Genomic DNA, 13,110 nt, shown 5'->3' on the forward strand with positions numbered 1-13,110 from the left:
CTTACCTAACAAACGCACATGATATCGCTTTTAATGTTTAAAATGACGCGTACCTGAGAAAACAAGTACAACCCCTAATTCGTCTGCCTTGGCAATTGAATCCTTATCCTTGATTGACCCACCTGGTTCAACAATCGCATTAATACCGTGCTCAGCCGCGTATTGCACAGAATCATCCATTGGAAAAAAGGCATCTGAAGCCAAGACAGCTTCATCAAATCCCACTTTAGTGGTCGCTTTTTGAATTGAATAAACAACAGAATCAATTCTATTAGGTTGCCCTGCACCCATTCCTAATGTTTGCCCATCTCGAGCAACGATAATCGCATTAGATTTAACATGCTTCACAACTTTTTGTGCAAAAATCAGCGCGCGTAATTGTTCAGCAGTTGGCTGCGCTTTTGAAACGACTTCAAAATTTGCTTCTGTTTCCTCATGTAGATCACGTTCTTGCACAACAACGCCACCCAATACTGAGGTCACTTCCAATTTTTGAGGAATAACAGTTGTAAATGGTAATTTGAGTAACCGTAAGTTTTTCTTAGCTGACAAAATTTCAAAAGCCTCTGGCGTAAAGCTTGGCGCAATAATGATTTCTAAGAAAATACCATGCATCTTTTCAGCCGTTATGGCATCAACCTCACGATTCAAGGCAACAATGCCACCAAATATGGATACACTATCAGCTGCAAAAGCTTTATCCCAAGCTTCCTCTAATGTCTGCCCTTGGCCGATACCTGCAGGATTCATATGTTTAACTGTTACAACTGTTGTCTCTTTAAACTCGGCAATGATACGCAAGGCAGCATCTGCATCACGAATATTATTGTATGATAATTGCTTACCATGTAATATATCAGCATGCAACACCGAATATGTTTCCGGCAAGGCAACCTTATAAGCAGCGGCCTTTTGATGAGGGTTTTCGCCATAACGCATATCATCAAACTTTTCATATGGTAATGTTAGCTTGTCAGGAAATTCTGAGGTTGTTAAATAATCAGCGATTAAAGCATCATAACTCGCTGTATGTTGAAATACTTTGGCTGCAAGCAATTGACGATAAGTCGTATCTACTTCCCCAGCCTGAAGTTTATTAATTATAACATCATAATCATTTGGATCAACAATTGGTAAGACAGCAGAAAAGTTTTTTGCAGCTGACCGTAACATGGAAGGACCACCGATATCAATATTCTCAATAGCCTCAGCCTGGGAAACACCAGGTTTTTGAATGGTTGTTTTAAATGGATAAAGATTCACAACAACCATATCAATTGGCGTAATGTTAAATTCTGACAATTTCGCCATATGTTCAGGCAAATCACGTCGTGCTAGCAGTCCCGCATGTACACGCGGATGCAAAGTTTTAACGCGACCATCCAACATTTCTGGAAAGTCCGTTACATCGTCAATGGCAATAACATCAAGTCCTGCTTCAGTAAGCACGCGATGTGTCCCACCAGTTGAAACTAATTCATATCCTAATTCAACTAATTTTTTAGCAAATGGTACAAGACCACTTTTATCAGAAACGCTAAGTAATGCACGTGTCATTGTAAGAATACTCCTTTATTAAGTAACTGTTCTAAAGTGTTTGGATATAAAACATGTTCGACATTATGGATACGTGTCTCTAGGGCTAATAATGTATCTTCAGGTAACCTTGGCACTGACTGTTGGTCAATAATAGTCCCTGTATCAACACCACTATCCACAAAATGTACCGTAACGCCCGTCTCACCGACACCTGCTTCATAAGCATCTAAAATACTATGACGCCCAGGAAACTGAGGTAACATTGCTGGGTGTAAATTAATAATCTTACCAGGATATGCATCAATTAATTTTGGTGTCAAAATCCGCATATAACCCGCTAGCAAAATACCATTCACATCATCTTTTACTAATTGCTCAAGAATGACTTGTTCAGCCAATGATTTCGTGTCATAATCAGAATATTTAATGACTGTAGCTGGTACGCCAAATAATTTAGCAAGATTTAGCGCGCCCGCTGTCGATTTATCAACGATTAATCGCACAATTTCAGCATTTAATTGCCGTTGTAAAATCGCATCATGTAAGGCTTGAAAATTTGTGCCAGTCCCTGATGCAAAAACAGCTAATCTTACTTTTTTCACCATGGCTCATCTCCCGAAAAAGTTACTCTGGACCCTGATTCAGCAGTGATTTCACCAATAACGTACGCTGCTTGACTGTTAGCTTTTAATTGCGTCATAACTGCATCACGGTTTTCTAACTTAACCACTAAAATCATGCCCAAACCATTGTTAAACGTTAATAACATATCCTCAATAGACAACTGACCTGCAACCTGAAGTTGATTAAATATTGGCAATATTGGCCACGATCCCCAAATGATGTGAGCAGACAAATTTGACGTGTATGCACGCGGTAAGTTTTCAGTAATGCCCCCACCAGTGATATGAGCCATTGACTGTACCAAGCCCTTTTCAACCAACGGCCAAACTGTCTCAGCATACAAAGCAGTTGGTGTCATTAACACGTTTTGCTCATCGACAGACAAATTTTTAAAATCATCAGCTGTTTCAATCCCAAGCACTTGGCGGACAAGAGAGTAGCCATTCGAATGGATGCCGGAAGAAGGTAACCCAATCAAAACATCCCCAGCGGTGACATTTTCAGGTTTCAGAAGCTGATCTTGTTCTGCAATACCGACAGCAAACGCGGCAAGATCAAAATGATTTGGTGCGTATAATCCTGGTAACTCAGCACTTTCACCACCAATAAGTGCCATGCCAGATGCTTTAGCGGCTTTTGCAACACCAGTGACAATTTCTGCTACAACTTCTGGTCGCATTTTATCCACTGCCAAGTAGTCTAACATAAATGCTGGTTTAGCCCCTTGTGCCAAAATATCATTAGCTACCATGGCAACTAAATCTTGACCGATGGTGTCATGTTTATTGGCTGCAATGGCTAATAGCAACTTAGTGCCAACACCATCCGCGCCAGACACTAACACAGGATTTTGATAACCAGAACCTAGTGAAAAAGCTGCACCAAACCCACCAATACCATCCAATACACGTGGCGTGTATGTGTCAGCAACAGCATCTTTCATCAGTGCCACTGCTTTTTCACCAGCTTTAATATCTACGCCTGCTCGTTGATAGGCATTTTGTTCCGTCATGCTTGTACTCCCTGAATTGTTTGTGAATCTAAATGAATCGTCCCATCTGCCAACATTTCCTCATTACGTAACGAAGCAACTTGACGTGGATGGTAAGTATCTATTGGTTCGGGTGAAAAATGCACGTCACCAGACGTCACAAACTTTTCCAGACTTGCCGCGTAATCATAAATGGGGCTTGGGTATTGCCCATCAAAATAGGCAGTTGTCAATCCCGTCCCCTGCCCATCATATGGCAAGTCGATAGCTTTGACTAAGGCACCAACCGATAAAAAGCCAAGTGAATCAGCTTCAATTTTGTCGCGCATTTCTTCTAGTGTATTATTAGCACCCATTAATTCATCTGTCGTTTGCATATCAATACCATAAAATGAAGGGAACTTAAATACTGGACTAGCAATACGAACATGTACTGATTTAGCACCTGCCTCTTTAAGCATACGGACAATAAACATTGACGTTGTACCACGAACAATTGAATCGTCCACCAAAACAACATTCTTATTGCGAACAACTTCTTTAACAGCGCTCAATTTCATTCGAACTGCACGTTCACGCTTATCTTGTGTGGGTTCAATAAACGTACGCGCAATATATTGATTTTTAACCAAACCCATTTCATTTGGTAAACCAGTTTCTTCAGCAAATCCTGCTGCAGCTGACAAACTTGAATTTGGCACACCAACAACAATATCCGCATCTGGTACTGGATTTTCTCTGGCTAGTGCGGCTCCCATACGTTTACGTGCCTTATGAACATTGACACCGTAAATAGTCGAATCTGGCCGTGCAAAATAAATGTATTCCATCGCATCAATATTTAACGTTGTTTTATCAGTATATTTGTCAATGGTCAATCCAGTGTCATCAATAACAATTAACTCACCTGGTTGTACATCTCGAACAAATCGCGCGCCGATAACATCTAATGCAGCCGTTTCCGAGGTGACAATATAGTTTCCTTCGGCCATTTGTCCAATGACAAATGGCCGAAAAGCGTGCGGATCCAAAGCCGCGTACAAACCATGTGACGTGAGTAATAAATATGCAAATCCACCATGAACAGTACGAAGTGCCTCTTTTAATTTATCTACAAATGCGACCGCTTTTGACCGGCGAATTAAGTGTAGTAAAATTTCAGAGTCAGACGAACTTTGAAAAATCGCGCCGTCCTGTTCTAAATTTTGGCGTAATGTTTTCGCATTAGTTAGATTACCATTATGAGCCAATGCAATTTGCATGTCATGAAAATTAACCATAAGGGGTTGAATATTTTCAATACCATGTGAGCCTGCAGTAGCATAACGGACATGCCCAATGGCACTTTTACCGGTTAATGCCTCGATTCGTGCTGGATCACGAAAGACATCGCTTAATAAACCTAAACCACGCTCTTGCCATAGATGACCATTATTATTTGAAACAATTCCGGCACCCTCTTGGCCACGATGCTGTAATGCATGCAAACCATAATAAGTGATCTGAGCCGCATCATCACGCCCCCATACGCCAAAAATACCACATTCTTCATTTAAACTACGCACGTTGACCCGTGATTTTTCGGTTTGTTGGTCAACGTGTCGTTGCGCTAAGCTTCTAATTTCCATGAGATGCTCTCCTGATAAACCTTTTGAGTTTCTTGACGAGACAAGATGATTTGTTGTGTTGCCGTTGTCAGCATCATATCGTTTGTATTCGTTACCTGCCCGAGTAAGGTTGCTTTTTGACCAGCCAATTGTTCAAAAGCAACAACTTGACTTTCTGGTACACTGACAATAAACCGACTTGGTGTTTCAGAAAACAAGTATTTATCAGCCAACGTTGTTTTAACATCAAAACTCAACTGTCCTGAAAAACTACTTTCTACCAATGCAACAATCGCCCCACCTTCTGACAAATCATGCGCACTTGCTAAAAGATGTTGGGCAATTGCGGTACGTACTAACTTTTGAGATGACATTTCTGCTGCATCATCAAATTCAAAAAGTTGGCCACCAATGTCCCCTGTTTGCATTTTTTGAATTTCCGAACCATTAAAACTATCCAAAGTTTCACCAATAATATAAATCTTATCTCCGACATTTTTGAAGCCTATTGTTGTTGCTATGCTCACATCTTCTAACAAACCAACCATACCAACCATTGGTGTTGGATAAATTGCTTGACCATCTGTTTCATTATAGAGTGACACGTTACCAGAAATAATTGGTGTGTCCAATTTTTTTGCAACAGCATTAATCCCTGCCACTGCCTGGTCCAACTCATAGTATACTTCTGGATTATCTGGTGAACCAAAATTCAAACCATCTGTAATACCAATTGGCAATGCACCTGTTGCTACAATATTCCTAGCGGCTTCAGCTACTGCCATTTTGGCACCAACATAAGGATTTAAATATAAATAGCGCGCGTTGACATCGGTAGTCATTGCCAAAGCCTTTTTAGTTCCGCGAATACGAATTAAACTGGCATCCCCACCCGGCTTAATCACTGTATCTGAACGTACCATTGAGTCAAAATGACGAAATAATTTAGCTTTAGAAGCAATTGTTGGTTGGGCAAGTAATGACAAAATCGTCTGTTTCACATCTGATACATCCGGCTGATACTGCCTTTTTGACATGTCTAATAGACGTTTTGGTTCGACCATTGGTAAAGTTTGTTTAGGCGCATGTGTCAAAAAGTCAATCGGTACGTCAGCCACAACTTGATGGTCAAATTCTAAAATATAACGTCCATTATCTGTTACATCACCAATAATGACAGCATCTAAATCTGCGTCTTCGAATAAATCAATGATTGCCTGTTCTTCTCCACGTTTAACAACAAATAACATACGTTCCTGTGATTCAGACAACATCAATTCATAAGGCGTCATGTTTGTCTCGCGCTGTGGTACTTTGTTTAAATCTAACGTAATACCCATACCTGCTTTTGCGGCCATCTCCGAGCTAGAAGATAGTAACCCAGCAGCACCCATATCCTGAATACCAACGATAATATCCGAATGCAACTTAACTGCCTTAAGCGTTGCATCCATGACCAGTTTTTCTAAAAATGGATCTCCCACTTGAACAGCCGAACGATCTGAAGCATGCTCGGTTGAAAATTCCGCTGATGCAAACGACGCGCCGTTAATGCCATCACGTCCTGTTTTCGCACCGACATAAATAATTGAATTACCAACACCTTTCGCTTGTCCAACTTGCATGGCAGCTTGATCCATCAAACCTACTGCCATCACGTTAACTAACGGATTACCTGAGTAAACTGAATCAAATCCGATTTCACCACCAACAGTTGGAATACCAATCGCATTACCATAACCTGCAATACCTGCAATGACACCATCAACAATATGTCTTGTATGCGCATCATCTAATTCACCAAACCTAAGCGAATCCAGCACTGCAATTGGTTGAGCGCCCATTGAAAAAATGTCACGTAAAATGCCGCCCACGCCAGTGGCTGCACCTTCATATGGTTCTACAAAACTTGGGTGATTGTGACTCTCTGCTTTGAAAACAACTGCTTGACCATCACCAATATCTAAAATACCAGCGCCTTCACCTGGCCCTTGTAAAACACGCGCATTCGTTGACCAAAATTTACGTAAAATTGGTTTTGATTTTTTATAGGATACATGTTCTGACCACATGCCTGAAAATATGCCTGCTTCAGTAAAATTAGGTAATCGATTAAGTTCAGTGACAATGAGATTGTACTCTGATTCCGTCAGTCCCCATTGTTTATATACTTTTGAATCGCGAACTTGCTCAGGTGTTAGTTCTTTATTTTTGACGATTGTCATTTTTATACCTTTCGTTAACCCGTTCTACCAACCAATGACTGACTTACACATTTGTTAAAATGCTAGATAGTATACTTTTAAAGAAGTTTTGACCATCAATGTTGCCTGTTACCTCATCGACAGCACGTTCTGGATGTGGCATCATGCCAAATATATTGCCACGCTCATTCATAATACCTGCAATATCATGCACCGAACCATTTGGATTGTTTACGTATCGAAAAACAATTTGATTATTCGCTTCTAACTTTTCCAAAGTCACATCATCTGCAAAATAATTCCCTTCACCATGCGCAATTGGCACAATAATTGATTCAGACGTCTCATAGGCGTTCGTATAAGCTGTTTCATGATTAGCAATGCTTAACTCAACTTCATCACAAATGAAACCTGGGTTTGCATTCATGAGGAGTTGCCCTGGTAGCAATCCTGCTTCCGTCAAAATTTGGAAACCATTACAAATACCAACAATAACTTTCCCATCGTTTGCCGCTTGCGTAACAGCACTCATAATAGGCGAAAATCGCGCAATTGCACCTGTTCTCAAATAATCCCCATATGAAAAGCCACCAGGCAAAAAAATGGCATCAAAATCCTTTAAATCGGTTTGCTTGGGTGAAACAATTTGTGCATCGACACCGAAATCCTGCAAGGCATATAACATATCAAAATCACAATTAGAGCCGGGAAAGCTAATCACAGCCGCCTTCATGCATTCACCTCATCTGATACCAAACTCAAATCGAAATGATAGGTTTCAGTATTTTGATTAATGAGCAATGCATCTGTGAAACTCTCCACCTCAGCAGTAGCTGCATCAATGTTCTTAGCATCTAATTTGACTTCAAAATACTTACCTTGTGACACTTGCGCCACACCTGCGTAATCCAATCGCTTAAGCGCAGATTTAATAACTTCACCTTGTGGATCTAAAATTGATGGTTTATACGTAACATAAATTTTCGCTAGATACATGTGTTTTCTCCTTAGATAACCTGTTGCAATCGATTAAGTACATCACGATAACCCACTGTGACATCCCCACTGTGTTGTCGAAAAATATCTTTGTCTAATGATTTACCAGATAGTGTGTCTATCAATCGCATATTATCTGGTGACAATTCATCAGCCAGGCGTAGGTCACCGGTGGCCGTTCTACCAAATTCCAGCTTAAAATCAACTAAGCCAATCCCTATTTGTTCAAATAAAGCGTGTAATAATTGGTTAACGTCCTGTGAAACCCGACGCAATTGTGCTAATTCTTCACTAGTGGCAAGATTTAAAGCCAAAATTTGTGAATCATTTATAAACGGGTCATCCAAAGCATCTGATTTAAAATAAAACTCTTGCACAAGTGGCTCTAATTTTGTCATTGGTGTCACCGCATACTTACTCACAAAGTGCCCTGATGCATAATTTCTGCTGACCACTTCAATTGGTATAATATCCAAAGCAGTCACAAGTTCATCAGTCGCTGAAATTTTTTTAAGATAATGATTTTCAATGCCTTTCCTTGTGAGATAATCAAACAATAAATGACTAATTTCACTATTTAAAGCACCTTTCCCAGTAATTGTTTCTTTGACTTTACCGTTTAACGCAGTAGCTTGGTCTAAATAATGCACCCACAATATATCTGGATCATTTGTTGTGTAAACTGTTTTTGCTTTTCCAGTGTACTTTAAACTTTCTTGTTTAATGTTCTGGTTTTGATACGTCACGTTGACCATGTATTTGGCTCCATTCATATAATTTTTTAATATTTTCTTCACCAAGAACAGTAATATGACCCATTTTTCGATTGTGTTTCATCACTGACTTTCCATAGTCATGGAAATGCCATTCAGGATGATTTACAAGATCTTCTCGGGCTTGTTGGAGCTCATTGCCCAATAAATTGAGCATCAATGCTGGTTTTTCAGATACAATTTCTGGTAATGGTAGGCCCATAATACTGCGAATATGACCTTCAAATTGAGATATATTAGTCCCTTCAATAGTATAATGACCTGAATTATGCGGCCGTGGAGCTAATTCGTTAACCCATATGTGATCTTCACTAACAAATAGTTCAATGCCTAAAACGCCCCGTAAGTTCAAACTGTCAGCAATGCGGGTTGCAATATGACGAATTTTTTCGGCCTCAACCTCACTTATTTTTGCTGGCGCAAAACTCGTTTTTAAAATATGATTGACATGCACATTTTCAGCAATAGGCCATAATGATACATGATTTCCCACATCGCGTGTCACCATAATACTCAATTCTTTTTTAAATGCCACACGTTGTTCCAAAATCAAAGGCACGTTTGGAAAATCAGCCTTTAATTGCGCAATATCTGATTCACTTTCTACGGGCCACTGTCCGTGACCATCATAACCACCACTCACCGTTTTGAGTATTGCTGGCAAAGTTATTCGTTGAATAGCCGATTTAAAATCATCCAACGATTCAATAGCCATAAATTGTGTCACTGGTACTTTAGCAACATCACGAATAAATGCTTTTTCCGTTAAACGGTTACTTGTGATTTCAAGTAGTTTCGTACCTTGTGGCACATCTGTTGTTTGTTGTGATAATGCAGTCACATCAACATTTTCAAACTCATACGTTAAAATATCACTGTGCGAAGATAGTTCCTTTAGCGCAACTTGATCATCATAGTTCGCCACAATTTGAAAATCTGATACTTGCCCAGCTGGTGAATCAGCCGTCGGGTCCAAGATGCCAACTTTATAACCCATTGACTTAGCAGAAAGTGCCATCATTTGACCTAACTGTCCGCCACCAATAATACCAATCGTTGCAGGCGGTAATACAACATTTGTCATAATAAGTCAGCCTCACTATCAATTGATTTTTGTGTTTGTTGTTTACGAAATGCAATCAGATTATCCAAAATTTTTTCATCACGTAGCGCGATAATTTGTGCAGCTAAGATGGCGGCATTTTTTGCACCTGCATCGCCTATTGCAACAGTTGCCACAGGAACACCTGCTGGCATTTGAACGATGGATAGTAGTGAATCTAAGCCATTTAGGGCATGCGATTGCATTGGCACACCAATCACTGGTATTGTTGTATTTGCAGCAATCATTCCTGGTAAGTGTGCAGCACCACCAGCGCCTGCAATAATAACTTGTAGCGCATTTTTAGCAGCTGATTGTCCAAAACTTTGTAACTGATCAGGCATTCTATGAGCCGAAATAATATGCTTTTCATATGTTATTCCCAATTCATCTAATAACACCGTCGTTTTTTTCATGGTTTCCCAATCACTTGTTGACCCCATGACAACAGAAACTTGCGACATAATCTCCTCCATTGTTCGCCTTATATCACAAAAACAAAGTAACATTTAGCATTTGTTCGTTTACAATTTAAATTTAACAGATTTTAAACTTAAATACTTCGTTTTTAAATAAGAATATTCACACAAATAAAATAAATGTTCGTTATTTACGAACATTTTAACTTATTTTCAATTAAGCTCCGAACGTTTGGATTTGAAGCGTTTTCATTTCAGTAAAAACTTAATATTCGTTTTTACTGAAAAAAACCTCTAATTTGGAAAAAATCCAAATTAGAGGTTCACTATATTTTTTACGTATTGTTTTTTAACGACTTGTTCGGGCCATACGTTTTTCTGCATAACCCAATGCACGACTAATGCCAAACGTCAAAACAAAATAGATAAACGATGTAATTAATAACGGAAAGAACGGCTTAAAACTAGCACCTTGAACAACACCAGTTTGGAACATCAACTCCCCAACACCAATAACTGAAACAACCGACCCTTCTTTAATAATCGTCACAAACTCATTCCCCAATGCTGGTAAAATATTTTTAACTGCCTGAGGTAAAATAATATACCGCATTGCTTTTCCTTTAGACAATCCAAGTGATCGTGCTGCTTCTGTCTGACCATAATTCACTGAGTTAATCCCTGAGCGAATAATTTCAGCAACATAAGCAGCAGAGTTCAATCCCATAGCTAAAGCACCAGCAGCAAATGCCGATAAATTCAGACCAATAACTTGAGTACCAAAAAATACCATAAATGCTTGTACCAAAAGCGGTGTGCCACGAATATATTCGACGTATATATTACCAACTGCTTTAAGTATAAAATTTGGAGATAGTTTGAACAAAGCTAACAATGTGCCAAGAACGACACCAACAACAACTGCAATTGCAGCCAATGCCAATGTAATTAATGTCCCTTTGATAAATAAATTACCATACTTTGCCCAGAATGATTGTTTTGCAAACATCAATGTATTTGCTTCTTTTTGATAAGCTTTTAGTTTCCCAGATGATACAATATCATCAATAGCATGATTAATTTTTGATTTCAACACTGGTGAGTTTTTAGGCATCGCAACAGACACGGCACCTTCACCTTCATTTGGCTTAGGATAAATAACCTGCAACGCTTTATTCTGCTGTGCATAAGCTTTAGAAATCGGATCATTTAGTACAACACCGGAAATTTTTCCTGCTGACAATTGCGATACAAGGTCTGGTACCTTTTGCAAACTGACAAGCTTAGAGTCAGGCATATTATTTTGCACGAATGTTTCTTGTGTCGTTTGACGTTGTGCGCCAACTTTTTTATTAGAAAAAGACTTAACATCTTGGGTAAACGATGTGGCATTCTTTTTTAAAATTAAAACAGTCTGCTTGGGTGACAAATAAGATTTTGAGAAATCAACCACTTTTTCACGTTCAGGTGTTGCGTTAATACCTGAAATAATCACGTCAATCTTGCCAGTTTGCACCGCACCAACAAGGCCATCGAATCCCATTTCTTTAATTTGTAATTTGACACCCAAATCCTTAGCAATCTGTTTAGCCATGGATACTTCAAAACCAACAATTTGATCACGACCATTCACAGTTGCATGAAATTCAAAGGGAGCATAATCAGCTGATAAACCAACTACTAGTACACCACGCTCTTTAATTTTAGTATAAGCTGGGTCTGATTCCGCTGCACTCACTTGAGGTGCTAGCGATACGAGCAAAGGCACAAGTAGTATAATACTCATAACTAATGTAGCAATATTTTTCATCATTTTATGTTTCATATTGGTTATTCTCCTCTATCCTAAATCACGTAATTAATCATAACTTAATATGAATTTTTATGCAACAACGTCGTGATAATATCCATTATTTTACTGTATATTCCAGCAATAAATGTATAAATCTTCATAAAAAAACGCCACATCGTGACGTCACCTGTTGTAAGTATCTGTAGGCCATGTTTTGTTCCAGTAATATGCAGGTACATATTACCTTCGGTAATCATCTATCTAAGTTTGTTTTATCAAACTATACCAACCATCGCTTCAATTCGCTAGATTAGCCGCCCCTACCAAAAGTTTGGGTTGCCCGCTTGTGGGGTTTACCTCGTCTCAAACGCTAGCTTTCACTAACGCATACGTTTCTATGGCACCTTCGAGTCTATTAAGACATAGCGCGTAACACCTTAGCCTGTTCGACCGCCGTGACATTTCTGTCCCTGGGTTTATTCTTTATCCCAGCACAAACACTACAACCATCACAGGTTGTGCGAGCATGGACCTTCCTCACGTCAGAAATATGACGCGCAATTACCCGATACTTACAAAATAAAATATATTAGCGTGCTTTTATGTTACTTATGCATTATTTGAAGCATCATGTCCAAATACAGCACGTTCCAAATTAGCTACACGTTTGATTAAATCTAAATTAGTAACTGTTTGAACAGGCTTTGGTGCTGCTACCACAACTGGCTCTTCAGGTACCTCAACAATAGGATCGGCAGCCACAGCTATCGGCTTTGGCTGCTTCTGCAATGCAACTAGCTGTTCTTGTGATGACTTCAAAGCACCTTGTAGACGCGCCACTTCATTCTGCAATTGATCAACACGACCCGCATAAGCGCCATAGTCCTTGATAATATCATCCAAAAAGCTGTCGACATCAGCCGGATCATAACCAACGCCCATTCGCTTCTGCTTAAAAACGCGTTCTAAAATATCTTTTTGCGTGTATTTTACTTGTTCCACAAGTTCACACCTCATTTATTTTTTTACTTATTCTATATTACCAATAATTCTATACAAATAC

General features: G+C 39.3%; 12 protein-coding genes and 1 other RNA gene. All 13 read right to left on the bottom strand.

The features are described from left to right. Positions 1 to 30: 30 nt before the first annotated feature. A complete protein-coding gene (purH, locus tag LKI_RS01985; RefSeq protein WP_013102462.1) occupies positions 31 to 1,557 on the bottom strand; it encodes a bifunctional phosphoribosylaminoimidazolecarboxamide formyltransferase/IMP cyclohydrolase in 1,527 nt (508 codons plus the stop codon). Next, the gene (purN, locus tag LKI_RS01990; RefSeq protein WP_013102463.1) at positions 1,554 to 2,144 is read right to left on the bottom strand and encodes a phosphoribosylglycinamide formyltransferase; all 591 of its coding nucleotides are present in this window, start codon (positions 2,142 to 2,144) and stop codon (positions 1,554 to 1,556) included. Before purN ends, purH begins: the two co-directional genes overlap by 4 nt. Further along, positions 2,138 to 3,175, bottom strand: a complete 1,038-nt coding sequence (gene purM, locus LKI_RS01995) for a phosphoribosylformylglycinamidine cyclo-ligase (protein WP_013102464.1) — start codon at positions 3,173 to 3,175, stop codon at positions 2,138 to 2,140. Before purM ends, purN begins: the two co-directional genes overlap by 7 nt. Further along, positions 3,172 to 4,782: an amidophosphoribosyltransferase gene (purF, locus tag LKI_RS02000; protein WP_013102465.1), complete on the bottom strand. Its 1,611-nt coding sequence runs from the start codon at positions 4,780 to 4,782 to the stop codon at positions 3,172 to 3,174. Before purF ends, purM begins: the two co-directional genes overlap by 4 nt. Beyond that, positions 4,764 to 6,986 (bottom strand): phosphoribosylformylglycinamidine synthase subunit PurL, encoded by a 2,223-nt coding sequence (gene purL, locus LKI_RS02005; RefSeq protein ID WP_013102466.1) that lies wholly within the window; start codon positions 6,984 to 6,986, stop codon positions 4,764 to 4,766. Before purL ends, purF begins: the two co-directional genes overlap by 19 nt. A 43-nt stretch (positions 6,987 to 7,029) precedes the next feature. Next, entirely contained in the window at positions 7,030 to 7,698 is a 669-nt protein-coding gene (purQ, locus tag LKI_RS02010; protein ID WP_013102467.1) for a phosphoribosylformylglycinamidine synthase subunit PurQ, read from the bottom strand. Further along, positions 7,695 to 7,961: a phosphoribosylformylglycinamidine synthase subunit PurS gene (gene purS, locus LKI_RS02015; RefSeq protein WP_013102468.1), complete on the bottom strand. Its 267-nt coding sequence runs from the start codon at positions 7,959 to 7,961 to the stop codon at positions 7,695 to 7,697. Before purS ends, purQ begins: the two co-directional genes overlap by 4 nt. 11 nt (positions 7,962 to 7,972) lie before the next feature. Continuing rightward, entirely contained in the window at positions 7,973 to 8,716 is a 744-nt protein-coding gene (locus tag LKI_RS02020; protein WP_013102469.1) for a phosphoribosylaminoimidazolesuccinocarboxamide synthase, read from the bottom strand. Then, complete coding sequence (gene purK / locus LKI_RS02025) at positions 8,682 to 9,818, bottom strand: 5-(carboxyamino)imidazole ribonucleotide synthase (protein ID WP_013102470.1); 1,137 nt, start codon at positions 9,816 to 9,818, stop codon at positions 8,682 to 8,684. The genes LKI_RS02020 and purK overlap by 35 nt, the downstream gene beginning before the upstream one ends. Then, positions 9,815 to 10,300, bottom strand: coding sequence for a 5-(carboxyamino)imidazole ribonucleotide mutase (gene purE, locus LKI_RS02030; RefSeq protein ID WP_013102471.1), 486 nt, complete (start codon positions 10,298 to 10,300; stop codon positions 9,815 to 9,817). The genes purK and purE overlap by 4 nt, the downstream gene beginning before the upstream one ends. A 304-nt stretch (positions 10,301 to 10,604) precedes the next feature. Continuing rightward, positions 10,605 to 12,080, bottom strand: coding sequence for an ABC transporter substrate-binding protein/permease (locus LKI_RS02035; protein WP_013102472.1), 1,476 nt, complete (start codon positions 12,078 to 12,080; stop codon positions 10,605 to 10,607). A gap of 165 nt (positions 12,081 to 12,245) precedes the next feature. Beyond that, positions 12,246 to 12,620: RNase P RNA component class B (gene rnpB / locus LKI_RS10720), an RNA gene on the bottom strand. A gap of 36 nt (positions 12,621 to 12,656) precedes the next feature. Further along, the gene (gene gpsB / locus LKI_RS02040; RefSeq protein WP_013102473.1) at positions 12,657 to 13,049 is read right to left on the bottom strand and encodes a cell division regulator GpsB; all 393 of its coding nucleotides are present in this window, start codon (positions 13,047 to 13,049) and stop codon (positions 12,657 to 12,659) included. Positions 13,050 to 13,110 lie beyond the last annotated feature (61 nt).

The organism is Leuconostoc kimchii IMSNU 11154 (genome assembly GCF_000092505.1).
Classification (GTDB): domain Bacteria; phylum Bacillota; class Bacilli; order Lactobacillales; family Lactobacillaceae; genus Leuconostoc; species Leuconostoc kimchii.

Excerpts from the sequence above, each read along its gene's own strand:
- purL (WP_013102466.1), bottom strand. The coding sequence starts at position 6,986 with ATGACAATCGTCAAAAATAAAGAACTAACACCTGAGCAAGTTCGCGAT.
- LKI_RS02035 (WP_013102472.1), bottom strand. The coding sequence starts at position 12,080 with ATGAAACATAAAATGATGAAAAATATTGCTACATTAGTTATGAGTATT.
- purH (WP_013102462.1), bottom strand. The coding sequence starts at position 1,557 with ATGACACGTGCATTACTTAGCGTTTCTGATAAAAGTGGTCTTGTACCA.
- purN (WP_013102463.1), bottom strand. The coding sequence starts at position 2,144 with ATGGTGAAAAAAGTAAGATTAGCTGTTTTTGCATCAGGGACTGGCACA.
- purS (WP_013102468.1), bottom strand. The coding sequence starts at position 7,961 with ATGTATCTAGCGAAAATTTATGTTACGTATAAACCATCAATTTTAGAT.
- purF (WP_013102465.1), bottom strand. The coding sequence starts at position 4,782 with ATGGAAATTAGAAGCTTAGCGCAACGACACGTTGACCAACAAACCGAA.
- purE (WP_013102471.1), bottom strand. The coding sequence starts at position 10,300 with ATGTCGCAAGTTTCTGTTGTCATGGGGTCAACAAGTGATTGGGAAACC.
- purQ (WP_013102467.1), bottom strand. The coding sequence starts at position 7,698 with ATGAAGGCGGCTGTGATTAGCTTTCCCGGCTCTAATTGTGATTTTGAT.
- LKI_RS02020 (WP_013102469.1), bottom strand. The coding sequence starts at position 8,716 with ATGGTCAACGTGACGTATCAAAACCAGAACATTAAACAAGAAAGTTTA.
- purK (WP_013102470.1), bottom strand. The coding sequence starts at position 9,818 with ATGACAAATGTTGTATTACCGCCTGCAACGATTGGTATTATTGGTGGC.
- purM (WP_013102464.1), bottom strand. The coding sequence starts at position 3,175 with ATGACGGAACAAAATGCCTATCAACGAGCAGGCGTAGATATTAAAGCT.